General features: G+C 65.2%; 24 protein-coding genes. 9 read left to right on the top strand and 15 right to left on the bottom strand.

Annotated features, from left to right (window positions below; translation table 11 throughout):
- Positions 1 to 95: 95 nt before the first annotated feature.
- The 4 genes from dut to ubiE all read right to left on the bottom strand — a co-directional run bounded on the left by dut (position 96) and on the right by ubiE (position 4,373).
- The gene (gene dut / locus CK489_RS07920; RefSeq protein WP_095731844.1) at positions 96 to 554 is read right to left on the bottom strand and encodes a dUTP diphosphatase; all 459 of its coding nucleotides are present in this window, start codon (positions 552 to 554) and stop codon (positions 96 to 98) included.
- Positions 551 to 1,975, bottom strand: a complete 1,425-nt coding sequence (gene coaBC / locus CK489_RS07915; RefSeq protein ID WP_095731843.1) for a bifunctional phosphopantothenoylcysteine decarboxylase/phosphopantothenate--cysteine ligase CoaBC — start codon at positions 1,973 to 1,975, stop codon at positions 551 to 553. Before coaBC ends, dut begins: the two co-directional genes overlap by 4 nt.
- A 65-nt stretch (positions 1,976 to 2,040) precedes the next feature.
- Positions 2,041 to 3,615, bottom strand: a complete 1,575-nt coding sequence (gene ubiB, locus CK489_RS07910; protein ID WP_050629037.1) for a 2-polyprenylphenol 6-hydroxylase — start codon at positions 3,613 to 3,615, stop codon at positions 2,041 to 2,043.
- Complete coding sequence (gene ubiE, locus CK489_RS07905; RefSeq protein WP_095731842.1) at positions 3,612 to 4,373, bottom strand: bifunctional demethylmenaquinone methyltransferase/2-methoxy-6-polyprenyl-1,4-benzoquinol methylase UbiE; 762 nt, start codon at positions 4,371 to 4,373, stop codon at positions 3,612 to 3,614. Before ubiE ends, ubiB begins: the two co-directional genes overlap by 4 nt.
- A gap of 139 nt (positions 4,374 to 4,512) precedes the next feature.
- Here ubiE and mutM point away from each other — a divergent pair, with 139 nt between their 5' ends.
- The 3 genes from mutM (at position 4,513) to ggt (ending at position 7,740) form a co-directional block, all read left to right on the top strand.
- Entirely contained in the window at positions 4,513 to 5,394 is an 882-nt protein-coding gene (gene mutM, locus CK489_RS07900; protein ID WP_095731841.1) for a bifunctional DNA-formamidopyrimidine glycosylase/DNA-(apurinic or apyrimidinic site) lyase, read from the top strand.
- A 1-nt stretch (position 5,395) separates the two neighbouring features.
- Positions 5,396 to 5,953, top strand: coding sequence for a GNAT family N-acetyltransferase (locus tag CK489_RS07895; RefSeq protein ID WP_095731840.1), 558 nt, complete (start codon positions 5,396 to 5,398; stop codon positions 5,951 to 5,953).
- 107 nt (positions 5,954 to 6,060) lie between these two features.
- Positions 6,061 to 7,740, top strand: coding sequence for a gamma-glutamyltransferase (ggt, locus tag CK489_RS07890; RefSeq protein WP_095731950.1), 1,680 nt, complete (start codon positions 6,061 to 6,063; stop codon positions 7,738 to 7,740).
- Between the two features lie 231 nt (positions 7,741 to 7,971).
- Here the strand turns inward: ggt and CK489_RS07885 are convergent, their stop codons facing one another.
- On the bottom strand, positions 7,972 to 9,330 hold the full coding sequence (locus CK489_RS07885) for a peptidoglycan-binding protein (RefSeq protein ID WP_198960857.1): 1,359 nt from the start codon (positions 9,328 to 9,330) through the stop codon (positions 7,972 to 7,974).
- A gap of 111 nt (positions 9,331 to 9,441) precedes the next feature.
- Here CK489_RS07885 and CK489_RS07880 point away from each other — a divergent pair, with 111 nt between their 5' ends.
- Positions 9,442 to 10,245 carry a HesA/MoeB/ThiF family protein gene (locus CK489_RS07880; RefSeq protein WP_095731838.1) on the top strand — a complete coding sequence of 268 codons (804 nt, stop codon included), beginning with the start codon at positions 9,442 to 9,444 and terminating at the stop codon, positions 10,243 to 10,245.
- 111 nt (positions 10,246 to 10,356) lie between these two features.
- On the opposite strand, the gene CK489_RS07870 is transcribed toward CK489_RS07880, so the two are convergent.
- Positions 10,357 to 11,364 (bottom strand): aldo/keto reductase, encoded by a 1,008-nt coding sequence (locus tag CK489_RS07870; protein WP_095731949.1) that lies wholly within the window; start codon positions 11,362 to 11,364, stop codon positions 10,357 to 10,359.
- Between the two features lie 121 nt (positions 11,365 to 11,485).
- Between CK489_RS07870 and CK489_RS07865 the strand changes: the two genes are divergently transcribed.
- The gene (locus CK489_RS07865) at positions 11,486 to 12,409 is read left to right on the top strand and encodes a LysR family transcriptional regulator (protein WP_095731836.1); all 924 of its coding nucleotides are present in this window, start codon (positions 11,486 to 11,488) and stop codon (positions 12,407 to 12,409) included.
- A 228-nt stretch (positions 12,410 to 12,637) separates the two neighbouring features.
- On the opposite strand, the gene CK489_RS07860 is transcribed toward CK489_RS07865, so the two are convergent.
- A complete protein-coding gene (locus CK489_RS07860; RefSeq protein WP_050629043.1) occupies positions 12,638 to 13,642 on the bottom strand; it encodes a 2-hydroxyacid dehydrogenase in 1,005 nt (334 codons plus the stop codon).
- A 350-nt stretch (positions 13,643 to 13,992) separates the two neighbouring features.
- Here CK489_RS07860 and CK489_RS07855 point away from each other — a divergent pair, with 350 nt between their 5' ends.
- Positions 13,993 to 14,517 (top strand): SH3 domain-containing protein, encoded by a 525-nt coding sequence (locus CK489_RS07855; RefSeq protein WP_430649185.1) that lies wholly within the window; start codon positions 13,993 to 13,995, stop codon positions 14,515 to 14,517.
- Between the two features lie 67 nt (positions 14,518 to 14,584).
- Here CK489_RS07855 and irrA read toward each other — a convergent pair whose 3' ends face one another.
- On the bottom strand, positions 14,585 to 15,076 hold the full coding sequence (irrA, locus tag CK489_RS07850; RefSeq protein WP_050629044.1) for an iron response transcriptional regulator IrrA: 492 nt from the start codon (positions 15,074 to 15,076) through the stop codon (positions 14,585 to 14,587).
- Positions 15,077 to 15,406: 330 nt separating this feature from the next.
- Between irrA and fabA the strand changes: the two genes are divergently transcribed.
- The 3 genes from fabA to fabV all read left to right on the top strand — a co-directional run bounded on the left by fabA (position 15,407) and on the right by fabV (position 18,446).
- Complete coding sequence (gene fabA / locus CK489_RS07845; RefSeq protein WP_016844716.1) at positions 15,407 to 15,928, top strand: 3-hydroxyacyl-[acyl-carrier-protein] dehydratase FabA; 522 nt, start codon at positions 15,407 to 15,409, stop codon at positions 15,926 to 15,928.
- Between the two features lie 43 nt (positions 15,929 to 15,971).
- Positions 15,972 to 17,195, top strand: a complete 1,224-nt coding sequence (fabB, locus tag CK489_RS07840) for a beta-ketoacyl-ACP synthase I (RefSeq protein ID WP_050629045.1) — start codon at positions 15,972 to 15,974, stop codon at positions 17,193 to 17,195.
- A gap of 78 nt (positions 17,196 to 17,273) precedes the next feature.
- Positions 17,274 to 18,446 carry an enoyl-ACP reductase FabV gene (gene fabV, locus CK489_RS07835; RefSeq protein ID WP_095731835.1) on the top strand — a complete coding sequence of 391 codons (1,173 nt, stop codon included), beginning with the start codon at positions 17,274 to 17,276 and terminating at the stop codon, positions 18,444 to 18,446.
- A gap of 60 nt (positions 18,447 to 18,506) precedes the next feature.
- Here fabV and CK489_RS07830 read toward each other — a convergent pair whose 3' ends face one another.
- The 7 genes from CK489_RS07830 to rbfA all read right to left on the bottom strand — a co-directional run bounded on the left by CK489_RS07830 (position 18,507) and on the right by rbfA (position 24,020).
- Positions 18,507 to 19,103 carry a glutathione S-transferase family protein gene (locus CK489_RS07830; protein ID WP_050629046.1) on the bottom strand — a complete coding sequence of 199 codons (597 nt, stop codon included), beginning with the start codon at positions 19,101 to 19,103 and terminating at the stop codon, positions 18,507 to 18,509.
- Positions 19,100 to 19,576, bottom strand: a complete 477-nt coding sequence (locus CK489_RS07825) for a GNAT family N-acetyltransferase (RefSeq protein ID WP_050629047.1) — start codon at positions 19,574 to 19,576, stop codon at positions 19,100 to 19,102. The genes CK489_RS07830 and CK489_RS07825 overlap by 4 nt, the downstream gene beginning before the upstream one ends.
- A 181-nt stretch (positions 19,577 to 19,757) precedes the next feature.
- Positions 19,758 to 21,914: a polyribonucleotide nucleotidyltransferase gene (pnp, locus tag CK489_RS07820; protein ID WP_095731948.1), complete on the bottom strand. Its 2,157-nt coding sequence runs from the start codon at positions 21,912 to 21,914 to the stop codon at positions 19,758 to 19,760.
- A gap of 11 nt (positions 21,915 to 21,925) precedes the next feature.
- Positions 21,926 to 22,159 (bottom strand): hypothetical protein, encoded by a 234-nt coding sequence (locus CK489_RS40645; protein ID WP_128089553.1) that lies wholly within the window; start codon positions 22,157 to 22,159, stop codon positions 21,926 to 21,928.
- 69 nt (positions 22,160 to 22,228) lie between these two features.
- Positions 22,229 to 22,498: a 30S ribosomal protein S15 gene (rpsO, locus tag CK489_RS07815; RefSeq protein WP_016844725.1), complete on the bottom strand. Its 270-nt coding sequence runs from the start codon at positions 22,496 to 22,498 to the stop codon at positions 22,229 to 22,231.
- 2 nt (positions 22,499 to 22,500) lie between these two features.
- Entirely contained in the window at positions 22,501 to 23,610 is a 1,110-nt protein-coding gene (gene truB, locus CK489_RS07810; RefSeq protein ID WP_095731834.1) for a tRNA pseudouridine(55) synthase TruB, read from the bottom strand.
- Entirely contained in the window at positions 23,607 to 24,020 is a 414-nt protein-coding gene (gene rbfA, locus CK489_RS07805; RefSeq protein ID WP_095731833.1) for a 30S ribosome-binding factor RbfA, read from the bottom strand. The genes truB and rbfA overlap by 4 nt, the downstream gene beginning before the upstream one ends.
- Positions 24,021 to 24,042: the final 22 nt, after the last annotated feature.

Here is a 24,042-nt window from a genome sequence, read left to right as displayed (position 1 = left end):
CGTCCGGTGGTGTGGATTTTACGCGAATTGACTCCGTAATCACGCGGAGAGCGCACGCGAAGCGTGATCTCCCGGAGTCGTCCGCACAGTTCGCGCTAGCGTCCGGTCGAGCCGAAGCCGCCGCTGCCGCGATCGGTCGACGACAGCACGTCGACTGGAACCAGTTCAGCCCGCGTGACCGGCGCGATCACCATCTGCGCGATGCGCTCGCCGCGCCGGATCGAGAACACTTCCTTGCCGTGATTGATCAGCAGCACGTTGATCTCGCCGCGATAGTCGGCGTCAACAGTGCCGGGCGAATTCAGCACCGTGACGCCGTATTTGGCGGCCAGGCCGGAGCGCGGCCGGACCTGCGCCTCGTAGCCCGGCGGCAGCGCGATCGTCAGCCCGGTCGGAACCATCTCGTAACGGCCCGGCAGCAGCAGCAGCGGCGCCGACCGCGGCACCGCGGCCAGGAGGTCGAGCCCGGCTGCGCCGTCGGTCTGGTAGATCGGCAGCAGCAGATCTGCGCCATGCGGCAATTGGTGGACTTCGACCTTGATGGTGGCGCTCACGATCCGGTTCCTACTTCTCTTGCGATCCGCGACACCAGCGCGGCCGCGACTTCTTCCTTGGTCATCACGGGCCAGGAGTCGACGGTGACCTCCTTGCCCTCGCGCGAGAGCAAATGGACGGTGTTGCGGTCGCCGCCCATCACGCCGGTCGCCGGCGAGACGTCGTTGGCGACGATCCAGTCGCAGCCCTTGCGCGCGAATTTCGCCTTGGCGTTCTCGATCAGATGCTCGGTCTCGGCGGCAAACCCGATCACCAGCGGCGGCCGCTTCTCCTTCAGCTTCGAGATCGTCGCGAGGATGTCGGGGTTCTCGACCAGCTGCAGCGGCGGCATGCCGGCCGCGGTCTTCTTCAACTTCTGGCTGCCCTCGCTGGCGACCCGCCAGTCGGCGACCGCCGCCGCAAAGATCGCGACATCGACTGGCAGCGCGGCTTCCACCCGGTGCAGCATGTCGCGCGCGGATTCCACGCGCATGACCGAGATGCCCTGGGGGTCGCCGAGTTCGACCGGGCCGGTCACCAGCACGACCTCGGCGCCGGCGGCGCGCGCGGCGGCGGCAATGGCAAAGCCCTGCTTGCCGGATGAGCGGTTGGCGATGTAGCGCACCGGGTCGATCGCCTCATGGGTCGGGCCGGCGGTGATCAGCACGCGCTTGCCGGCGAGCGGGCGCGGCTGCGGCGGCCGCAGCATGCGGTCGGCGGCGGCGGCGATCTCGACAGGCTCGGCCATCCGCCCGACCCCGGCCTCGCCGGCTTCCGCCATCTCGCCGGCATTGGGGCCGATGGTATGGACGCCGTCGCGGCGGAGTTGCAGCACGTTGCGGCGGGTGGCGGGGTTGTTCCACATCAGCGGGTTCATCGCCGGCGCCAGCAAGATCGGCCGGTCGGCCGCCAGCAGCGTGGCGGTGGCGAGGTCGTCGGCATGGCCCTGCGCCATCTTGGCCATCAAATCGGCGGTCGCCGGCGCCACCACGATCAGGTCGCAGTCCCGCGCCAGCCGGATATGGCCGGCGTCGAACTCGCTCTCGGCGTCGAACAGGTCGGTGTAGACGCGCTCATGCGACAGCGCGCTGGCGGCCAGCGGGGTCACGAACTGCTGGGCCGCCTTGGTCAGCACGCAGCGGACCTGGATGTGCCGCTCCTTGAGCCGCCGGATCAGATCCAGCGCCTTGTAGGCCGCGATCCCGCCGCCGATGATCAGGGTCACTCTGGGCTCGCCGGCCGCGCTGGCGGCCCATGGAGCCGGGGCTGCAACCGTCAGGGAACCCACGCCGGGCGCCCCGGCGGGCTCCGCACCGCCCTCTGCGAGCTCGCGAAGGATCACCCGGACCTCCTCCTCGACCGAGCGCCCGTTCTTGGCGGAGCGCAGCCGCAGATAGCTCTTCAGCGCGTCGTCGAGTTTGCGGATGGTCAGGCTGGCCATGGCGTGCCCTCAGGCATCATGCTCGAATATGATAGCGATGCTATCACATCATGCATGCATTGCAATCAATGCGACCGGATGGCGAAGAAGATTGCGATCAGGGCGGCGGCAATGACCCAGAGGCCGACGGTCTGCACCCGCGCCTTGCGGGCCTCGGCGCGGGCCATTTCGTCGATCGAGTCCGACGACAGCATGTGACCCTCCCGCGTCATGGTCTCCAGCTGCTCCAGCACGGTGACGGCGCGGCTGGCGATCGACGGCAGATTGGCGAGCACGCGGCCGAGTTCGCCCGCACCCGACAGCGCACCCTGGATCCGTCCGGCCGGTCCGAGATTGTGCGTGATCCATTCGCGCACCACGGGATCGGCGATCTTCCAGATGTCGAGCTTGGGGTCGAAGCCGCGCGCCACCCCCTCGACCACCACCATGGTCTTCTGCAGCAGGATCAGTTCGGGCCGCGTCTGCATGTCGAACAGGCCGGTGACCTCGAGCAGAAGCGTGAGCAGCTTCGCCATCGAGATTTCCTCGGCGGTGCGGTTGTGGATCGGCTCGCCGATGGCGCGGATCGCCTGCGCGAAATTCTCCACCGAATGGTGGCCCGGCACATAGCCGGCCTCGAAATGCACCTCGGCGACGCGGCGATAGTCGCGGGTGATGAAGCCGAGCAGGATCTCGGCCAGGAAGCGTCGCTCCTTCGGTCCGAGCCGTCCCATGATGCCGAAATCCACCGCAACGAGGCGGCCGGCGTCGTCGAGGAACAGATTGCCCGGATGCATGTCGGCATGGAAGAAGCCATCGCGCAGCGCGTGGCGCAGGAAGCTCTGGATCACCTTGCGACCGAGATCGGGCAGGTCGACCTGGGCCTGTGCCAGGCGCGCGTGATCGTTCAGCGCGATGCCGTCGATCCACTCCATCGTCAGCACGCTGTGCGCGGTGCGATCCCAATCCACCGCGGGCACGCGGAAGTCCGGATCGTCGCGGGTGTTCTCGGCCATCTCGGACAGCGCGGCTGCTTCCAGCCGCAGGTCCATCTCCATCGCGACCGAACGCGACATCGTGTTGATGACCTCGATCAGCCGCAGCCGCCGCGCCTCGGCGGAATGCGCCTCGGCCTTGTGCGCGACGAAGAAGAAGTCGCTGAGGTCGCGACGGAAGCGCGCCGCGACGTTGGGCCGGAGCACCTTGACCGCAACCTGCTGCCGCACGCCGTCGTGCTCGACCTCGCCGCGATGCACCTGCGCGATCGAGGCTGCGGCAACCGCAGGGCCGAGATGCACGAAGGCCTGCGCCAGCGGCCGCTCCAGCGATTGCGTGATGACGGCTTCGGCCTCTTCCTGCGCGAATGGCGGCAGCCGGTCCTGCAGGCTTTCGAGATCGCGCGCCATCGCGACGCCGACCACGTCGGGCCGGGTGGCGAGGAACTGGCCGAGCTTGAGATAGGCCGGCCCGAGCCGGGTCAGCGCGCGCGATAGCCGCGGGCCCGACTTGGCGGAGCGGCGCTCGATCAGCCGCGCCATCTTCAGCGCAAGCTGTCCGGGCGGCGGCACCAGCGCGGGATCGACGACGCCGAACACGCCTTCGCGCGCAAACACGAAACCGGCGCGGGCGAGGCGCGCGATGTGGGTCAGTGCAGAGATCACAAACGCCAGCCCGAATGCAGCGCCACGATGCCGCCGGAGAGGCTCTGCCATTTCACGCGGGCAAAGCCGGCGGCGCTGATCATCTCGCCGAACGCGTTCGGCCGCGGGAATTTGCGGATCGACTCGACGAGATACTGATAGGACTCGGCATCGCCGGTGACGGCGCGGCCGAGCGGCGGGATCACCTTGAAGGAGAACAGGTCGTAGATCCTGTCGAGGCCGGGCACGTCGACGGTGGAGAATTCCAGGCACAGGAAGCGGCTGCCCGGCTTGAGCACCCGATAGGCCTCGCGCAGCGCGAGGTCGATCTGCGGCACGTTGCGGATGCCGAACGCGATGGTGTAGGCGTCGAACGTGCGGTCGGCGAAAGCCAATGCCTCGGCGTTGCCCTCGACGAACGATACGCGGTCGTCGAGGTGCTGCTTGGCGGCGCGCTCGCGGCCGACCGCGAGCATCTCGGTATTGATGTCGCAGACGGTGGCATGGAAGCCGGTGCCTGCAGCCTTGGCGGCCCGGAACGAGATGTCGCCGGTACCGCCGGCGACGTCGAGCAGCGCGAACGGCCGGTCGCCCTTCGGCGGGTCGAGCGTCGTGATCATGACGTCCTTCCAGGCCCGGTGCAGGCCGCCCGACATCAGATCGTTCATCAAGTCATAGCGCGACGCGACGCTGTGAAATACTTCGTTCACCAGCGTCTGCTTCTCGCCCAGGGGCACGTCCCTGAAGCCGAAATGGGTGGTTTGATCCGGCCGATCCATCACTCAGAACTCTTACCTCTTTGGTCGCGCTTTCTCCACGCGAACCGGTGCCCGCTTCGCTCGAAAACGCTCCAGCCAAACCATAGCGCGGCGGCCGCAATGGCGCTATCACGTCACTTCCAAAAGGTGAATGCCTGCCATGCCGGAATTACCCGAAGTCGAGACCGTCCGCCGCGGCCTGCAACCGGCCATGGAGGGGTCCAAAATCCTCAAGGCCGAGGCCCGCCGCAAGGATTTGCGGTTTCCGTTTCAAAAAGACTTTATCGCCCGGCTCGAGGGCCAGACCATCACCGGGCTCGGCCGTCGCGCCAAATATCTGATGGCGGACCTGAATTCCGGCGACGTGCTGCTGATGCATCTGGGCATGTCGGGCTCGTTTCGGGTGCTCAAGGACGAAGGCGGTGCGACGCCGGGGCAATTCCACCATGCGCGCAGCGATGATCGCACGCATGATCATGTCGTGTTCCACATGTCTTCAGGCGCGGCCGTCGTGTTCAACGATCCCAGGCGCTTCGGCTACATGAAGATCATCGCCCGCAACGCGATCGAGGACGAGCCGCTGCTGAAGGGGCTCGGCCCCGAACCGCTCGGCAACGAGTTCGACGCGGCGATGCTGGCGCGCTCCTGCCACAACAAGAAGACCAGCCTGAAGGCGGCGTTGCTCGATCAGCGCGTGGTGGCGGGACTTGGCAACATCTATGTCTGCGAGGCGCTGTTTCGCTCGCATCTGTCGCCGCGGCGTCTGGCCGCCACCCTTGCGACCAAGAAGGCCGAGCCCACCGACCACGCCAAACGGCTGGTCGACGCGATCCATTCGGTGCTCAACCAGGCGATCAAGGCCGGCGGCTCCTCGATCAGCGACCATCGTCTGACCAACGGCGATCTCGGTTACTTCCAGCATTCGTTCCAGGTCTACGACCGCGAAGGCGAGAAGTGCCGCACATCGGGTTGCGAGGGTATCGTCAAGCGCTTCACCCAGAACGGCCGTTCGACGTTCTGGTGCCCCAAGTGCCAGAAGTGACATGTTCGAGACGCCGCGCATCGAGACGCAACGCCTGATCCTGCGGCCGCTCGCGCTGTCGGATGCTCCGGCGATCCAGCATCACTTCAACAATTGGAACGTGATCAAGACCCTCGCCACGGTGGTGCCGTGGCCCTATCCCGACGATGGTGCGGAAAGCTTCATCAAGCGGGAGCTGGACAAGATCGCCGCCGGCGAGGAGAGCTATCAATGGGTGCTGGTGCTGCGTGCCGGCGATGGCGAGGCGATCGGCAACATCAATTTCCGGCCGCGCGCCGACGGCCGCAAGGGCAATCGCGGGTTCTGGCTCGCCGAGCCCTACTGGAATCAGGGCCTCATGACCGAGGCGATCGCCGCAGTGAATGATTTCGCCTTCCTGACGCTCGGCCTTGATCACTTCCATGTCTGCAACGCGCCGTCCAATGTCGGCTCGCGCCGGGTCAAGCAGAAGACCGGCGCCGAATTCGTCGGCTTCGTCGAGCTTCCGCATCACAATGGCGAATCCTGCGCGGAGAAATGGAAGGTCACGCGCGAGAGCTGGCTGCGTAACCGGCGCTGACACCGCATTTGCGAATGCCGCCATGATGCGTGCGGCGGCTTGACCGCGCGTGCGAGGCTGGCGAACATAGCTGCTATCGCTCCTTCAAGAACGAGAACACGATGGCGATGAACGGCAATTGGCGCGATCGCGCCGCGACCACCTTCCAATGCGAGAAGCAGCCGGCGACCAGCAGCCGCGGCATGGTGGTGAGCAATCACCCGCTGGCATCGAGCGCCGGCGCCGAGATGCTGGCGGCGGGCGGCAATGCGATCGATGCGGCGATCGCCACTCTGTTCGCGCTGACCGTGGTCGAGCCGATGATGGTCGGCATCATCGGCGGCGGCATGGCGCACATCCGTCTCGCCGACGGCAGCCATCGCTTCATCGATGGCCAGAGCACGGTGCCGAAGGCGGTGCGGCCGGATACCTACACCTCGAAGCCCGGTTCGGCGCATGACGTGTTCGACACCGTCGGCAACGAGAATCTGAACGGGCCGAAGGCGGTCGCAGTGCCGGGCTCGCTCAAAGCCTGGTGCGAGACCCTGCGCCGCTTCGGCACCATGAGCCTTGCCGACGTGATGCAGCCTGCGATCAAGCATGCCGCACGCGGCTATGCGGCGACGCCTTACCTGCACGAATGCATCACCGACGGCGCCGCGGAGATGCTGAAGGACAAACCGATCGCGGCGATCTATTTGCCTGATGGCACGCCGCTGAAGCCGGGCGAGCGCGTGGTGCAGGCCGAATATGCAGAGACGCTGAAATACATCGCCGACCACGGCGACAACGCGCTTTATCAGGGGCCGCTCGGCGACATCCTGGTCGAGTACATGAAGAAGAACGGCGGCTTCATCGCGCAGGAGGATCTTGCGACCTACAAGACGGTCGAGCGGGCGCCGATCCGCTGCGATTACCGCGGCTGGGAAATCCTCGGGCCGCCGCCGCCCGCGGCGTCGGGCGTGCACATCACCGAGATGCTCAACATCCTCGAAGGCTACGACATCGCGCGGCTCGGCTTCAGCACGACCGAGACCATTCACTACCTCGCCGAAGTGCTGAAGATTGCGTTTGCCGATCGTGAAGCCGCGAGCGGCGATCCCGCCTATATCAACGTGCCGGTGGAGCAGCTCACCTCGAAGCCCTATGCCGAGGAGCGCCGCCGCGCGATCGATCCCAATCGCGCGCAGGCCTGGGGCGCCGGCGTCACGCAACTGGAAAGCGCGCACACCACGCACATGACCGCGGCCGACGCGATGGGCAATGTGGTCGCGACCACCCAGACCATCAACAATCTGTTTGGGGCCAAGATCCTGATCCCGGGCCTCGGCACGGTGCCGAACAACTACATGAACCTGTTCGATCCGCGGCCGGGACACGCGCTGTCGCTGGCCGCCGGCAAGCGCGTCACCACCTCGATGTCGCCGATGATGGCGCTGCGCGATGGCAAGCTCGTCTACGCGCTCGGCCTGCCCGGCGGCAAGCGCATCTTCCCGAGCGCGATGCAGGCGCTGATCAATCTGATCGATCACGGCATGGACCTGCAGGAAGCGGTCGAAGCGCCGCGGGTCTGGACCGAAGGTAATGCGCTGGAAGTCGAGCGAGCGGTGCCGGAGAACGTCCGGGCGGCACTCGCTGCGAAAGGCCACCGCGTGCAGGTCGTGCCGACGGTCGCCGGTGGCATGAACGCAATCCAGTTCCACGCCGACGGCACGATGTCGGGCGCGGCCTGCTGGCGCGCCGACGGTACGCCGGTCGGTATAGCCGGCGGTCTCGCCCGCGCAGGCGTGCGGTTCGCGTTGAGGTAACGCCGACTATGCTGTTCGGCAGGTTGAACCATCCACAACGTCGTCCTGGCGAAAGCCAGGACCCATTACCCCTAGTCTCATTGTTTTGCGACGCTGGGGCCGCGATACGGTTTCATCGCTGAGTGCGGTGGTTATGGGTCCTGGCTTTCGCCAGGACGACGTGTGGGAAGAGCGCTGGCTGAATCACAGGACTCTCCGATCACCCGCACGCGCGGACGATGACGGCTTGAGTTACTTCCTGACGCAGATCACGCGGACCACGGCAGCCTTGGCGTCAGCGGATTCGCTCGCCGCGTTGACGTCGTGCGCCTTCAGGAAATTGCGTACCGTGTCGGCCGGCACCAGCGTCGCCTGCGCCGGTGGCGACGCGTTTGCCGGACCGGCAACGATGACGGGCTTCAGCAATGCAATGCCGGCAAACTTGCCGCCGCTGTCGAGCGCCGCCGCGCCGGAGAACCCGAGCGCAGGTGGCGGTGACAGTGCCTGATCGCCGGTGCCGAGTTGCGCGACCGCAGCCTTGACGCTGCTCGCGGCCGCGCCGCCGCCCTGGGTCTGCGGATCGGCGATCCCGGTGATATCGAGCGCGGTCTGCGTCGCCCGGCCTGCGATGTTGAGCGGCTTCAACTCACGCGCGCCGTAGATGCGCAGCAGAGCGAGATCGTGATCCTTGTCTTCGGCCACCCGGTCGGCACTGCCATAGCCCGGGATCGTCAGCGCGATGCAATCGCCGGTCGCCACGCGATCGGCGACAATGGCACCGTCGTCGCTGACCACGACGCCGGTGCTGTATTCCACGGTCTTGCGCGGCGGTGGACCGGCCTGCACGCCTGACGGAAATGCGTTGAAGGCGCTCGACATCGCGATCACCACCGGCTCGACGGTGGTCTGCATCGCCTGGTCATAGAGGATGGTGAGGATGCGGACCTCGTCGCCCTTCAAGGTGCCGCGCAGATAAAACTTCTTCAGCCCCTGCATGCCCGACAGCACGAAGAAATCCGGCTTCACCACGGTGTAGTCGATGGTACGGCCGGCCGGCTCCTTCTTTTCCTGCTCGGCAAGCTTGGCGGTGGTCGGGCTCGCTTCCTTGCGCCGGGTCAGCAGCACCTGGACGGTGCCGGTCGGCGAGGTCCACTTGGCGCCGGAGGCATCGCTGGTGAGCTGCGGCACCAGTTTTGTGGGAATGCCGAGCCGCGCCCCGGTGGCCGGCTCGGTGACGATCCGCCAGCCGACGCTCTCCTGCTTGCGCCGTGCAGTGTCGGCGAGCGCGCCGCGCTCCTGCGGGTTCAGCACGCCGGTCGGCTTGCCGCCGCGGTTCTTCTGGAATTCCTTGATAGCATTGACCATGCGCTCGCTGACGTCGCCGGTAATCGCCCCGTTATATTCGCCGACCCAGGCGAGGTCGGATTGCAGCGCCAGCCGCTCGGCCTGCGCCATCGCGATTGCGGTATCCTCCGGCTTCTGCAGCGCGGGGCGAACCGGCACCGTCGTCACCGTCTTCGGCTTGGCCCCGGCCGTCGATGGCGGCGTCATCTGGGCGTGCGCCATGCCCATCCCTGCGACCATCAATGTTGCCGAAAGCACCGATCTCATGACAAATCCGGGGGAAATGACTGATACCATTGACGTCGACGCAATTAAGCACATCTGCTTGGTCGGCAACAACCGCGCTCCGGTTCAGGGAACAGCGCGCAGGATATCAAGATGCTGAGTGCCGACGAACTTGAACGCTATGCCCGCCACATCGTGCTGCGCGAGGTGGGCGGCCCCGGCCAGAATGCGCTGAAAAAGGCGTCGGTGCTGGTGATCGGCGCCGGCGGCCTCGGCGCGCCGGTGCTGATGTATCTGGCTGCCGCAGGTGTCGGCCGTCTCGGCGTGATCGATGACGACATTGTCTCGCTCTCCAATTTGCAGCGCCAGATTATCCATACGACGTCCGACATCGGCAGGCGCAAGGTCGACAGCGCGGCGGCGCAGATCCACGCACTCAATCCGCACGTGACGTTCGAGGCGCATCCGACGCGGCTCACCGCCGACAACGCAATGGACCTGATCGCGCGTTACGATCTCGTGCTCGACGGCTCCGATAATTTCGAGACCCGCTATCTCGTCGCCGATGCCTGCTTCCTCGCCAAGCGGCCGCTGATAACAGCAGCGCTGGGGCAGTTCGACGGCTCGCTGACCACGATCCGCGCCCACGAGAAGAATGCCGAAGGCGTCTTCAACCCGACCTATCGCTGCCTGTTCCCGGAGGCGCCGCCGCCGGGCACCGTGCCGGCCTGCGCCGAGGCCGGCGTGATGGGGGCGCTGGCCGGGCTGATGGGATCGATGATGGCGCTCGAGGCGATCCGCGAGATCGTGGGCTTCGGCGAGGGCCTGGTCGGCCGCCTCCTGATGGTGGATGCGCGCGCGATGCGGTTCGAAACCCTGCGCTACGCGCGCGATCCGCAGAACCCGCTCAATGGTGATGCGCCCGACATCACCGACCTCAGCGGGCATCGCAGCTGATTGCCGCCGCTAGAGCCTTTCCCGTTCCGATGGAATCGGAACGGGGCTCTAGACTCTTGTTGTGACGCGTTTTCTTCACGCGAACCGGTATCCACTTCGCTCGAAAACGCTCTAGGTGGTCGCCGGCTTCTCGCTGTCGAGATGCGCCATCTGCTCGGCCGCATAGCGCGTGCCGGCGGCGATGTCCGGCGGAAACGCTTTTGCCAGCGCTGCGAGATGAGCCTGCGTCAAGGCCAGCCTGGTCGCGCCGAGCGCTTCGGTCAGACGGTTGCGGGTGCGGGCGCCGATCAGCGGCACGATCTCCTTGCCCTGCGCGGCGACCCAGGCGATTGCGACCTGCGCCGGTGTCGCCCCGATCTCGGCCGCAATCGTGCGCAACTGCTCCACCAGTGCGAGATTGGCATCGAGGTTGGCGCCCTGGAAGCGCGGCGTCATCAGCCGATAGTCCCTGCCGGTCTTGCCGGAATCCTTCGACCAGTGACCGCTGATCAGCCCGCGCGCGAGCACGCCGTAGGCTGTGATGCCGATGCCAAGCTCGCGGCAGGTCGCCAGGATGTCGCGTTCGATGCCACGCTCGATCAGCGAGTATTCGATCTGGAGATCGACGATCGGATGCACGGCATGGGCACGGCGGATGGTGTCGGAGCCGACCTCGGACAGGCCGATATGTCTGATGTAGCCTGACTTCACCAGATCGGCGAGGCCGCCGATCGTCTCCTCGATCGGAACGTTGGGATCAAGACGTGCCGGGCGGTAGATGTCGATGTAGTCGGTGCCGAGACGTTGCAGCGAATAGGCGAGGAAGTTCCTGGTCGCGGCCGGCCGCGTGTCCATTCCGGCGAATTCACCCGCGGGGCCGCGCAGTGCGCCGAACTTGACGCTGATCTGGAGCCGGTCGCGCGCGACATCCTTCAGGGCTTCGTGCACCAGCATCTCATTGTGGCCCATGGCATAGAAGTCGCCGGTATCCAGCAGCGTGATGCCGGCATCGAGCGCCGCATGCACCGTGGCGATGCTCTCGCCGCGATCGGCCGGGCCATAGACCTCAGACATCCCCATGCAGCCGAGGCCGATCTGCGAAACCGTGGGGCCGGTGGAACCGAGCTTGCGTGTGTCCATGATGGAGTTCCCGAAGCGTTGCAGCGGATGATCCGCCGCCAAACGACGCGGCTGATATGGGCCGGCCGGGCTTCCGGGATAAGCTGGACAATCCAGAATGGGTTGTTCACTATATCGAACAATGCAGGATTTCGACCTTCGCGACCTCGACGCCTTCGTGGCGGTGGCGCGCACGCGCAACTTCCGGCGCGCCGCGCTGGAAAGCCGCGTCTCGGTTTCGAGCCTCAGCCAGCGCCTGCGCGACATGGAGGAGCGGCTCGGCGTCCGCCTGATGAACCGCACCACCCGCAGCGTGGCGCTGACCGAGGCCGGCGAGCTGCTGCTCGCCCGCGTCGCACCCGCAATGGTCAATGTCGCGGATGCGATCACGGAGGTGCGCGGCCTGCGCTCCGAGCCATCGGGCCGTCTGCGCATCAACGCGCCGCCGCCCGCGGTCGACCTCGTGCTGGCGCCGATGATCGCGCCGTTCCTCGCCAGATATCCGCAAGTAGATCTCGACCTCGTCTCCGAGAGCGCGTTTGTCGACATCGTCGCGCAGGGCTTTGACGCCGGTGTGCGCTATGGCGAGCATCTGGCGCAGGACATGGTGGCGGTCCCGCTCGGCGCGCCGCAGCGCTACGCGGTCGTGGCGTCGAGTGACTACGTCGCGAAGCATGGCAGGCCGATGCATCCGAAGGATCTGCTGGCGCATGCCTGCATCCGCAGCCGCTTCAGCAACGGCGTGATGTTCGACTGGGAGTTCGAGAAGAACGGCCGCGTGGTGAAGATTTCGCCGCCGGCCAAGCTGACCGCGACCCATCTCGGCCTCGCGCTGCGCGCGGTCCATGACGGCGTCGGCTACTGGGCGACGTTCGAGGGCTATGTCCGCTACGGCGTCAACTCCGGCGCGCTGGTCAGCGTGCTCGACGACTGGTGCCCGCCATTCGACGGCCCGTTCCTCTATTATCCGAGCCGCCGCCAGCCGCCGCCCGCGCTCGCCGCCTTCGTGTCGTTCGTCGCCGACTGGCGCAAGCAGGCACGGCGGAAGACGAGGAAGTCGAGCTAGATCCACACCGTCGTCCCGGCCTAGTGCGCGCACTAGGCCGGGACGACACCGAATGCGTGATTACAGCGTGCCCGGCAGTCGCCGTGACTTCATCCGGCTACCTTTGCCGGGCGTGCCGAGTTGCCTGGCCGGCCGCACTGGCGCCTTTGCATGGGGTTGTTTTCGATATTTTGGCAGTGCTGTTACTCCCTCCCCCTCCAGGAGAGGGTGAAGGGGCACTGTGTGACCTCAGAGCATGCTCGGCAGCACGCGGTCCGGCGGCTTGTGGGCGTCGAGGAAGGTTCGGATGTTGATGATCACCTTCTCGCCCATCTCGACGCGGCCTTCGATGGTGGCCGAGCCCATGTGCGGCAGCAGCGTCACCTTGCCGGCCCTGGCAAGCCGCACCAGCTTCGGGTTCACCGCGGGCTCGTGCTCGTAGACGTCGAGGCCGGCGCCGCCGACATCGCCGGCTTCGATCAGCTTGATCAGCGTGTCCTCGTCGATCACCTCGCCGCGCGCGGTGTTGACGATATAGGCCTCTTTGCGGATCAGCTTGAGCCGCCGCGCCGAGAGCAAGTGATAGGTCGCCGGCGTGTGCGGGCAGTTCACCGAGATGATGTCCATCCGCGCCAGCATCTGGTCGAGGCTTTCCCAATAGGTCGCGCCGAGCTCGTCGGCGATCATGGGCGCCACCGGACGGCGGTTGTGATAGTGGATCTGTAGGCCGAAGGCGCGGGCGCGGCGCGCCACGGCCTGGCCGATGCGGCCCATGCCGATGATGCCGAGCCGCTTGCCGCCGATGCGGTGGCCGAGCATCCAGGTCGGCGACCAGCCGGCCCAGTGCTGCTTGCCCTCGGTCAGGATCGAGGCGCCCTCGATCATGCGCCGCGGCACCGCCAGGATCAGCGCCATCGTCATGTCGGCGGTGTCCTCGGTCAGCACCTTCGGCGTGTTGGTCACCGTGATGCCGCGGGCATGCGCTGCGGCAACGTCGATATTGTCGACGCCGTTGCCGAAATTGGCGATCATCTTCAGCTTGCAGTCGGGCTGGTTGATCACGTCCTCGCGGATCATGTCGGTCACGGTCGGCACCAGCACGTCGGCGGTCTTCACCGCCTCGGCAATCTGTTCCGGCGTCATCGGCGTGTCGTCGAGATTCAGTCTGGCATCGAACAGCTCGCGCATCCGGGTCTCGATCGAGTCCGGCAGCTTGCGGGTGACGACGACGAGAGGCTTTTTCTTCACCGACATGTCCTGCTTTCATGAGGCGCGCGGCTCGCCAAAAACCGAGCCGTTGAGGCCTCATTAACCCGGTTGTTCGACACTGCTGATAGCCGCGCTGTCCCGGCGTTTCCTTCGCGTTTCCTAGGGTTCCCCGATACTTGCCCCGGCTTTCGTCAGGGGAAATTCGGGTGTTCTGGCTCTTTGGCGTTCCGTCCTCTCTAGCAGAAGGCCGGGCCAAGACAAGAACCCCTCGGACGTGTGGTGCGGGAGTGGACGGCGCAGGCACAGCGGCCTGAGACTTTAGGCGTGGGTCTGGATTTGGGTTTGGGTTGCAGCTCGCCGAATGCGGGTTTGGCATCTCGGCAGGAGACGAGTTGATGGTCTGGCGTTTTGGTTCATTGGTGGCGCTGGTCGGGAGCATGCTGAGTGCGTCGGTCAGCCCCGGGCACTCCGCCAAGGATTTGAGCCCCACCACCAGCGGCCTGCCGATCCCGCGCTATGTCAGCCTGAAATCCGATCATGTGAACGTCCGCGCCGGCCCGACCAAGGACAACGACGTCGCCTGGGTCTACACGCGTTCGGGGCTGCCGGTCGAAATCACCGCCGAATTCGAGAACTGGCGCCGGGTGCGCGATTCCGAAGGCGCCGAAGGCTGGGTCTATCATTCCCTGCTGTCCGGTCGCCGCACTGCGGTCGTCACGATGAAGAACAAGGACGATCTGGCCTCGCTGTACGATCGCCCCGACGCCACCAGCGCCATCGCGGCGCGCCTGCAGGCCGGCGTCGTCGCGCAGGTCAAGAAATGCGCCAACAGCTGGTGCCGGGTCACCGGCAGCGGCTTCGACGGCTGGATCGAGCAGCAGCGCCTGTGGGGCGTCTATGCCGACGAGAAGGTGGACTGACGCAGTCCTGAAACGAAATTGGCCGGGACGAGCCCGGCCATCACGTCTTAATCCCTAATAGATCGGGTCAGCGCTTCTTGCGCAGCCGCACCACCATGTCGACGCGGGCAATCTCGTAGCCATCCGGCACGTCGGGCATCTTCGACAGCACGAGGTTCGGGTCGGGGATGTCGACCAGCTCGTGGTTATGCTCGAGATAGAAGTGGTGGTGCGCCGACACGTTGGTGTCGAAATAGGTCTTGGTGCCGTCGACGCTAACCTGGCGCAGCAGGCCGGCGTCGGTCAGCTGATTGAGCGTGTTGTAGACGGTTGCCAGCGACACCGGAACCTTGGCCAGCGTGGCTTCCTCGTACAGCATTTCAGCGGTCAGGTGGCGAGCGCCCTTGCCGAACAGCAGCCAACCCAGCGCCATGCGCTGACGGGTCGGCCGGAGCCCGGCAGACTGCAGCATCTCGTTGACGTCATGCCACGGGCAGCCGGTCAGGGCAGGGTGGTGCCCAGCGCCCCGGGCAGCCGGGTGCACGGCATCGTCATTCACAGCCGGTAGTTCCTCGTTCATGTCCACTCTATGCACCCAACACAGGCAATATTCCTCATAAATATAAAAAGGATGCTCACCAGATGCAAGTTTTTCGCAACTAGAACGAATCCAAGCAGCGGTAGAAACCTAAGGAGAGCCCGTAATTTATCAATGGATTGCCGCTTTGCCGCCCAGTTAACCCTATGTTAGAGAGCGCGCGGACCACATATGCGCTTTCGGCAGAGATAACAGGCCGGTTGCGTACCCAGGTAGCGCCGAGATGCGGGACGGGTTATTCCGGTTCCCGTGGGTAGATTAAGGTCCGACCAGGCAAAAGCGCTTCATCGGGACATCAGAGGTGGAAAGAGGATGCTGGATCGGCGCGGTGGTTACGAATACGAGGATTTGCTGGCTTGCGGACGGGGCGAGCTGTTCGGTCCCGGCAACGCCCAGTTGCCGCTGCCGCCGATGCTGATGTTCGATCGCATCAGCGAAATATCGGAAAACGGCGGCGAGTTCGGCAAGGGGCTGGTGCGCGCCGAGCTCGAGGTGAAGCCGGATCTCTGGTTCTTCGGCTGCCATTTCAAGAACGATCCGGTGATGCCCGGCTGTCTCGGCCTCGATGCCATGTGGCAAATGGTCGGCTTTTACCTTGGCTGGATCGGTGGCGAAGGTCGTGGCCGCGCGCTCGGCCTCGGCGAGCTCAAGTTCTCCGGACAGGTGCTGCCGCACGCGCGCAAGGTTGTGTACAACATCGATATCAAGCGCGTGATGCGGTCAAAGCTCGTGCTTGGAATTGCCGACGGGTGGCTTTCCATGGACGACGAGATTATCTATCGCGCCAAGGACTTGAAGGTCGGATTGTTCAAGCAGGGCACGGCGCCGTCTTGAGCAGGATCATCATGCGGCAACATAAAGGCAGGGCGAGGCGAACATGAGGCGGGTTGTCATCACGGGGATGGGTATTGTCTCGTCCATCGGTAACAACACCCAGGAAGTGCTTGCGAGCCTCTACGAGGCGAAGTCGGGCATTTCACGTGCGGAGAAGGCCGCCGAGCTTGGCTTTCGCTCGCAGGTGCACGGTGCGCCGACGCTCAATCCCGCCGAGGTGATCGATCGCCGCGCGATGCGGTTCCTTGCCGAAGGTGCTGCGTGGAATCACGTCGCCATGGAGCAGGCGATCCGCGACTCCGGCCTCGAGGAGAAGGAAGTCTCCAACATCCGCACCGGCATCATCATGGGATCCGGCGGACCGTCGACGCGCACGCTGGTGGAGGCCGCCGACATCGCGCGCGCCAAGGGCCCGAAGCGCGTCGGTCCGTTCGCGGTGCCGAAGGGCATGTCGTCGACCGCATCGGCGACGCTCGCGACCTGGTTCAAGATCAAGGGCGTGAACTACTCGATCTCCTCGGCCTGCGCGACGTCGAACCACTGCATCGGCAACGCCTACGAGACGATCCAGATCGGCAAGCAGGACATCATCTTCGCCGGCGGCTGCGAGGAACTCGACTGGACGCTGTCGGTGCTGTTCGACGCCATGGGCGCGATGTCCTCGAAATACAACGACACGCCGGCTACGGCCTCGCGACCCTACGATCTCAATCGCGACGGCTTCGTCATCGCCGGCGGCGCGGGAGTCGTGGTGCTCGAAGAGCTCGAGCATGCCAAGGCGCGCGGCGCGCGGATCTACGCCGAGGTCGTCGGCTACGGCGCGACCTCCGACGGATACGACATGGTGGCGCCGTCGGGCGAGGGCGCCGAGCGCTGCATGCGCATGGCGATATCGACGGTGAACACGCCGGTCGACTACATCAACCCGCACGCCACCTCGACGCCGGCCGGCGATCCGCCGGAAATCGAGGCGATCCGCAAGGTGTTCGGCACCGGCGACAAGTGCCCGCCGATCTCGGCGACCAAGGCGCTGACCGGCCACTCGCTCGGCGCCACCGGCGTGCAGGAAGCGATCTACTCGCTGCTGATGCTGAACAACGGCTTCGTCTGCGAGAGCGCGCATATCACCGAGCTCGATCCCGTGTTCGCCGACATGCCGATCGTGCGCAAGCGGATCGACAATGCCAAGCTGACCACCGTGCTGTCGAACTCGTTCGGCTTCGGCGGCACCAACGCCACGCTGGTGTTCAGGCGGCTTGACGCGTGATTTCGTCTCTCCTCGCCTGCTGAGGGAAGGTCCGCAGCCGGCGTATGGGATATTGCAACGATCCGGAATGGGGTGGGAATGATTATTGAACCGCGCGTGCGAGGCTTCATCTGCACGACGGCACATCCCGTCGGCTGCGCCACGAATGTCCGCGAACAGATCGCCTACGTTCTGAAGCAGGGCCCGGTCGCCGACTGCCCGAAGCGCGTCGCCGTGCTGGGCTGCTCGACGGGCTATGGCCTCGCGAGCCGCATCGTTGCGACCTTCGCCGGCGGCGCCGATACGATCGGCGTGTCGCTGGAGCGCGAGCCTTCGGAAAAGAGAAGCGCCAGCGCCGGCTGGTACAACAACCGCGCTTTCGAGATCGAGGCCGCGAAGATCGGACGCTCGCCGCTCACGCTGGAGGGCGATGCCTTCTCCGACGAGCTGAAGAAAGACTTCATCGAGCGCGTGCGCGAGAAATTCGGGCAGCTCGATTTGCTGGTCTACAGCATGGCCGCGCCGGTGCGGACCGATCCCGACACCGGCAAGACCTATCGCTCGGTGATCAAGCCGCTCGGCGCCCCGGTCGAGATCAAGACGCTCGACACCGAGACCGGCGAGGTGTTCCAGACCACGCTCGAGCCGGCAAACGAGGAGCAGACCGCGGCGACCGTCGCTGTGATGGGCGGCGACGACTGGAAGCGCTGGATCGACCAGCTCGCGGATGCCGGCGTGCTGGCGCCGGGCTTCCGCACGCTCAACTACACCTATATCGGCAGCGAGCTGACCTGGCCGATCTATTGGAACGGCACGCTCGGCCGCGCCAAGGTCGATCTCGACAGCAAGGCGGAGGCGATCCGCGGCCGGCTGGGTGCGGATGCGGCTCGCGTCGTGGCGCTGAAGGCGGTGGTCACCCAGGCGAGCTCGGCGATCCCGGTGGTGCCGCTCTACGGCACCGTGCTGTTCAAGGTCATGAAGCAGCTCGGGCTGCATGAAGGCTGCATCGAGCAGATCGATCGCCTGTTCCGCACCCGCCTCGGCAAGGACGTCGCGCTCGACGATGCGCAGCGCATCCGGGTCGACGATTGGGAGCTTTCGCCTGAAGTGCAGACCGAAGTGTCGCGGCGCTGGCCCCTGCTCACCACCGAGACGCTCGGCGAACTCGCGGATCTCGGCGAATACAAGAGCCAGTTCCTGCGCCTGTTCGGCTTCGGCATCGACGGCGTCGACTACACCCAGGACGTCGATCCGCGCGTCGTCCCGGGCTAGGTCTGCGCCGGGAAATCCACTGCCCGTAGCCCCGTTGGCTCCATCCGGGCTACATCCCATTTACCCCGCCGCGATCTTCTCCGCGCGCTGGAATGCCGGCCGCGCCACGCAGCGTTCGATATAGGCGTCGAATGACGGCCGCGGCGGTACCATCTTGAAGATGCGCACCGCAAAGTTCAGTCCGGCGCCGATCGCGATGTCGGCGGCGGAGAACTGATCGCCGAGGATCCATGGTCCCTTCTGCAATTCGGCATCGAGCACGTCGAACACCTGCGCCGCGCTGCCCCATGCCGCGGTGCTGGTCGGCACCTCGAGCTTGGTGAAGAGCTGGATCAGCGCCGGCTCGACACAGCTCGGCGAGAAGAACAGCCATTGCAGATAGCGTGCGCGTTTGGGGTCGGTCGTCGCCGGCGCGAGCTTCGTCTCCGGATAGCGATCGGCGATATAGGCGCAGATCGCCGCCGCCTCGGCGAGCTTTGCATCGCCGTCGGTCAACGCCGGCACCTTGCCCATCGGATTGATCCTGAGGAACTCCGGCGACTTCTGCGCGCCGGTGGTGATGTCGGTCAGCACCCGCTCGTAAGCCAGGCCGGATTCTTCCAAGAGCCAGATGGCGGAGAACGAGCGCGAGCGCGGCGACCAGTACAGCTTGATCATGGGTGAACCTCCGACGTGCGGTTTGCTCTCTTCCACCGGTAATACTTCATCATCAGCCCGTTCAGCGGGTTGATGTTCTCCCCTTCGTACAAGAAGCCCTCGCGTTCATACCAGCGCCACGCCTTTTCGTTGCCGCGCGCGCATTTCAGCCAGATCTCGTCGGGCATCTGCTCGCGTGTGAAGGCAAGCAGGTGACGCCCGATGCTCCTGCCCTGATAGTCGGGAGCGACGAAGAGCTGATCGAGATAGTGGCCGGAGATGTGCAGCGCGAGCATGCCGGCGAGCGTACCGTTGTCATCGGCGACGAACAGGCTCCAGCCTTGCGTGATCTCGTGGCGCACGCGCTCGCGCAGATTGGCGAGCAGGGCATCATTGGCCTCGGCGAGGCCGGTCGTGACCCAGCTCTCCATCCAGACGCGGGCGATCTCGTCATATTCGTCCGGCCGCGCGGTGCGGATCACCAGGGGCGTCATCGTCGATCTCTCGGGCTGCGATGCGTCTCGCGTGAAAACGCGGCGCGTTATCGTGGCTCTCAGCCTACAGGAGGATGACGCCGCGGGCGAGTTTCGCCGTCCGGCTGATGCGCCGGGCGCGCCGGACCAAACAAAAAGGGCGGCCTTTCGGCCGCCCTTCGTCGTTTGGTTTCAAGCAGGCTTACTCGCCGGCAGCTTCGCGCGGCGCCGGAGCGTCGCTCTTCTGCTTGGCCTCGAGGTCCTCGCCGGTCTCCTGGTCGACCGCCTTCATCGACAGGCGGGTCTTGCCGCGATCGTCGAAGCCGAGCAGCTTGACCTTGACCTTGTCGCCTTCCTTGACGACGTCGGAGGTCTTCTGCACGCGGCTGGCCGCAAGCTGGCTGATGTGGACGAGACCGTCCTTGGCGCCGAAGAAGTTCACGAACGCGCCGAACTCCATCACCTTGACGACGGTGCCCTCGTAGATCTGGCCGACCTCCGGATCGGAGGCGATCGACTTGATCCACTTGATCGCAGCCTTCATCGCCTCGCCGTCATTGGAAGCGACCTTCACAGTGCCGTCGTCCTCGATGTTGACCTTGGCGCCGGTCTTCTCGACGATCTCGCGGATCACCTTGCCGCCGGTGCCGATCACTTCACGGATCTTGTCGGTGGCGATCTTGAAGGTCTCGATGCGCGGAGCGTATTCGCCGAGTTCGGCGCGCGCCGCGGTCAGGGCCTTGGCCATCTCGCCGAGGATGTGGATGCGCCCTTCCTTGGCCTGGCCAAGCGCAACCTTCATGATCTCCTCGGTGATGCCCTCGATCTTGATGTCCATCTGGAGCGAGGTGATGCCCTGGTCGGTGCCGGCGACCTTGAAGTCCATGTCGCCGAGATGATCCTCGTCGCCGAGGATGTCTGACAGCACCGCGAAGCGCTGACCCTCAAGGATCAGGCCCATGGCGATACCGGCGGTCGGCCGCTTCAGCGGCACGCCGGCGTCCATCAGCGACAGCGAGGCGCCGCAGACCGAAGCCATCGAGGACGAGCCGTTCGACTCGGTGATCTCGGAGACCACGCGGATCGTGTACGGGAATTCGTGATGCGGCGGCAGCACCGGATGGATCGCGCGCCAGGCGAGCTTGCCGTGGCCGATCTCGCGGCGCTTGGTGCCGCCGAGGCGACCGGTTTCACCGACCGAGTAGGGCGGGAAGTTGTAGTGCAGCAGGAACGTTTCCTTGTACGTCCCCGACAGCGCGTCGATATACTGCTCGTCCTCACCGGTGCCGAGCGTGGTCACGACCATCGCCTGGGTCTCACCGCGGGTGAACAGCGCCGAGCCGTGGGCGCGCGGCAGCACGCCGGCTTCGGCGATGATGTTGCGCACGGTCTTGACGTCGCGGCCGTCGATGCGCTTGCCGGTGTCGAGGATGTTCCAGCGAACGATCTTGGCTTCCAGTTCCTTGAACACCGCGGCAACGCGGAGCTTGTCGTATTTCGGCTCCTGGCCTTCCGGGAAGAAGTGCGCGAGCATCTTCTCCTTGACGGCGCCGACCGCGGCATAGCGTTCCTGCTTGACCGGGATCGCATAGGCCTTGCGCAGGTCCTGCTCGGCAAGACCAAGCATTTCCTTCTCGATCTCCGAATTGTCGATCGTGGTGACTTCGCGTGGTTCCTTGGCGGCCTTCTCGGCGAGCTCGATGATCGCGTTGATGACCGGTTGGAAGTGGCGGTGGCCGAACATGACCGCGCCGAGCATCACGTCTTCGTTGAGCTCCTTGGCTTCCGATTCCACCATCAGCACGGCGTCGGCCGTACCGGCGACGACGAGATCGAGCTGGGTCTCGGTCATCTCGTCCAGCGTCGGGTTGAGGATGAATTCGTCATTGGCGAAGCCGACGCGGGCGGCGCCGATCGGGCCCTTGAACGGGGCGCCCGACAGCGTCAGTGCGGCGGAGGCGGCGACCAGCGAGACGATGTCGGGATCGTTCTCCATGTCGTGCGACAGCACGGTGACGATCACCTGGGTCTCGTTGCGCCAGCCATCGACGAACAACGGACGGATCGGACGGTCGATCAGGCGGGAGACCAGCGTCTCCTTCTCGGTCGGACGGCCCTCGCGCTTGAAATAGCCGCCGGGAATGCGGCCCGCGGCGTAGGTCTTCTCCTGGTAGTCGACCGTCAGCGGCAGGAAGTCGACGCCTTCGCGCGGCGCCTTCGCCGCGACGACGGTGGCAAGCACCACGGTCTCGCCGTAGGTCGCCACCACGGCGCCGTCGGCCTGGCGGGCGATCTTGCCGGTTTCAAGTTTGAGGGGACGTCCACCCCAGTCGATCTCGACGGAATGCGAATTGAACATTTCGGTTTCTTTCATGGTTTCACGAAAGACATGGCGCCCTGAAACACAAAGACCATGCCAAGACGGCGAGATGCTGATGCGCGCTCGCGATCAGCATCCGGCGATCCTGCCATGGTCCCTGGATTTCGGATGGCATCCATCCTTTCGGTCATCTGGGCATCTTGCCCGGTCCAGCGGCCGGATTGCTGCTGGACGCTAGTTGGCATGGCGCGATTGCCATGCTGCGCATGATCTTCTTTCGACAATTCGAAAGTCCGGGTTTACGGACGACCATACGAAAACGCGCGCGAACCCTCGCGCGCGTGCTTCTCAAATCAACGACGGATGTTGTGCTTTTCGAGCAGCGCCTTGTAGCGCGCCTCGTCCTTGCGCTTGATGTAGTCAAGCAGGGAGCGGCGCGTCGACACGAGCTTCAGGAGGCCGCGGCGTGAATGGTTGTCCTTCACATGGCTCTTGAAGTGCTCAGTGAGGTTATTGATGCGTTCCGACAGGATCGCGACCTGAACCTCGGGCGAGCCGGTGTCGCCGGCCTTGTTGGCATTCGTCTTGATGACTTCCGCTTTGCGTTCGGCGGTAATCGACATCGTCAGTTACTTTCGTTGTTGCGAGCCGGACCGGCAGTCAGTCCGTTCAGGTTGAACACGCGCTTGGGGATGAGTTCGCCATTGCCAATTTCAGCAAGCGCGAGAAGCCGGCCTGCCACCGTGACATAGACTGTGCCGCTGGTATTGGGCGCATCCCGTCCGCGCAATAAAACGGCCTGGCCCCTATGGAGCCTTGCCGCATCAGCCCGTGTGACGGCCAGTGCCGGGATGTCGTCCAGCGCGGTCTCAACGGGCAAAAGCGCGTCGGCGAGGCTGCCCTCGCCAGACGCGGCTCTATTGCATAAAGCCTCCAACTGTTCCAGCGGAATCATGTCCGCCTCGGTAAACGGACCGACCAGGGTCCGCCGCAGGGCGCAGATATGGCCGAAACAGCCCAGAATCCGGCCCATATCGCGGGCCAGGGCCCTGACATAGGTTCCCTTGCCGCACTCGGCCTCGAACACGGATTGTCCGTTATCTCCATGTTCCACAAGGGTTAATTCGTGAATCTCGACCGGACGGGGCTTCAGTTCCACGGTCTCGCCGTCGCGCGCCAGATCATAGGCCCGCTCGCCCTGCACCTTGATCGCCGAATATTGCGGCGGGATCTGCTCGATTACCCCGGTGAAGCGCGGCAGCAACTCGCGGATCGAATCGGCGGTCGGCCGGTTCTCGCTGGTCCGGACCGGCCGGCCTTCGGTATCGTCGGTATCGCGCTCCTCGCCCCAGCACACCGTGAAACGGTAGCGCTTGCGGCCGTCCATCACGAACGGCACCGTCTTGGTGGCCTCGCCGAGCGCGATCGGCAGGCCGCCGGAGGCGAGCGGATCGAGGGTGCCGGCATGGCCGGCGCGCTTGGCCTGGAACAGGCGCTTGAGCACGGCAACCGCCTGCGTCGAGGTCATGCCGATCGGCTTGTCGAGCACCACCCAGCCATGGACGTCGCGCTTGTCGCGGCGCGGCTGCTGATTCTGCCTGCCCTGCTTCTGGCGCGGGTCGTTGTTGGTGCGGCGCGCATCGTCGCTGCGCGGCCCGGCAAAAGCATCCCGCTCAGCGTCGCGCGCGTCGGCATCCTTCGCGTCGATAACGCTGTTGGTCGTCATCACAGTCATTCCTCGTCGTCCGAATCGGGTGCAAGGTCTCGCTGCACCGCAGGTGTTCGCAGTAGTTTCTCGATGCGCTCCGCCTCGTCGAACCGCTCGTCGACGCGGAAGCGAATGTCGGGTGCAAATTTCAGGTTGACGCGGTGCGCGATCTCGCCGCGAAGGAACTTCTTGTTGCGATCGAGCGCAGAGATCACCGTGTCGGTGTCGCGGCCGCCGAGCGGCATCACGTAGATCGTCGCGAGCTTCAGGTCCGGCGACATACGCACCTCGGGCACGGTAATGATGTGGCCTTCGAGATCGGGATCGTGGACCTCACCCTGTGACAGAATCTCGGCAACCGCATGGCGAACCGTTTCGCCGACGCGCAGCTGACGTTGCGAGCCGCCGGGGCTGGAACTCTTCTTTTGACGGGGCATGACCTTCTTCCAAAACCGTCGC

Source organism: Bradyrhizobium sp. UFLA03-84, from assembly GCF_002289535.1.
GTDB lineage: Bacteria > Pseudomonadota > Alphaproteobacteria > Rhizobiales > Xanthobacteraceae > Bradyrhizobium > Bradyrhizobium viridifuturi.
This window is presented reverse-complemented; position numbering and strand designations above follow the sequence as displayed.

Excerpts from the sequence above, each read along its gene's own strand:
- coaBC (WP_095731843.1), bottom strand. The coding sequence starts at position 1,975 with ATGGCCAGCCTGACCATCCGCAAACTCGACGACGCGCTGAAGAGCTAT.
- ubiE (WP_095731842.1), bottom strand. The coding sequence starts at position 4,373 with ATGGATCGGCCGGATCAAACCACCCATTTCGGCTTCAGGGACGTGCCC.
- mutM (WP_095731841.1), top strand. The coding sequence starts at position 4,513 with ATGCCGGAATTACCCGAAGTCGAGACCGTCCGCCGCGGCCTGCAACCG.
- CK489_RS07895 (WP_095731840.1), top strand. The coding sequence starts at position 5,396 with ATGTTCGAGACGCCGCGCATCGAGACGCAACGCCTGATCCTGCGGCCG.
- ggt (WP_095731950.1), top strand. The coding sequence starts at position 6,061 with ATGAACGGCAATTGGCGCGATCGCGCCGCGACCACCTTCCAATGCGAG.
- CK489_RS07885 (WP_198960857.1), bottom strand. The coding sequence starts at position 9,330 with ATGAGATCGGTGCTTTCGGCAACATTGATGGTCGCAGGGATGGGCATG.
- CK489_RS07880 (WP_095731838.1), top strand. The coding sequence starts at position 9,442 with ATGCTGAGTGCCGACGAACTTGAACGCTATGCCCGCCACATCGTGCTG.
- CK489_RS07870 (WP_095731949.1), bottom strand. The coding sequence starts at position 11,364 with ATGGACACACGCAAGCTCGGTTCCACCGGCCCCACGGTTTCGCAGATC.
- CK489_RS07865 (WP_095731836.1), top strand. The coding sequence starts at position 11,486 with ATGCAGGATTTCGACCTTCGCGACCTCGACGCCTTCGTGGCGGTGGCG.
- CK489_RS07860 (WP_050629043.1), bottom strand. The coding sequence starts at position 13,642 with ATGTCGGTGAAGAAAAAGCCTCTCGTCGTCGTCACCCGCAAGCTGCCG.
- CK489_RS07855 (WP_430649185.1), top strand. The coding sequence starts at position 13,993 with ATGGTCTGGCGTTTTGGTTCATTGGTGGCGCTGGTCGGGAGCATGCTG.
- irrA (WP_050629044.1), bottom strand. The coding sequence starts at position 15,076 with ATGAACGAGGAACTACCGGCTGTGAATGACGATGCCGTGCACCCGGCT.
- fabA (WP_016844716.1), top strand. The coding sequence starts at position 15,407 with ATGCTGGATCGGCGCGGTGGTTACGAATACGAGGATTTGCTGGCTTGC.
- fabB (WP_050629045.1), top strand. The coding sequence starts at position 15,972 with ATGAGGCGGGTTGTCATCACGGGGATGGGTATTGTCTCGTCCATCGGT.
- fabV (WP_095731835.1), top strand. The coding sequence starts at position 17,274 with ATGATTATTGAACCGCGCGTGCGAGGCTTCATCTGCACGACGGCACAT.
- CK489_RS07830 (WP_050629046.1), bottom strand. The coding sequence starts at position 19,103 with ATGATCAAGCTGTACTGGTCGCCGCGCTCGCGCTCGTTCTCCGCCATC.
- CK489_RS07825 (WP_050629047.1), bottom strand. The coding sequence starts at position 19,576 with ATGACGCCCCTGGTGATCCGCACCGCGCGGCCGGACGAATATGACGAG.
- pnp (WP_095731948.1), bottom strand. The coding sequence starts at position 21,914 with ATGTTCAATTCGCATTCCGTCGAGATCGACTGGGGTGGACGTCCCCTC.
- rpsO (WP_016844725.1), bottom strand. The coding sequence starts at position 22,498 with ATGTCGATTACCGCCGAACGCAAAGCGGAAGTCATCAAGACGAATGCC.
- truB (WP_095731834.1), bottom strand. The coding sequence starts at position 23,610 with ATGACTGTGATGACGACCAACAGCGTTATCGACGCGAAGGATGCCGAC.
- rbfA (WP_095731833.1), bottom strand. The coding sequence starts at position 24,020 with ATGCCCCGTCAAAAGAAGAGTTCCAGCCCCGGCGGCTCGCAACGTCAG.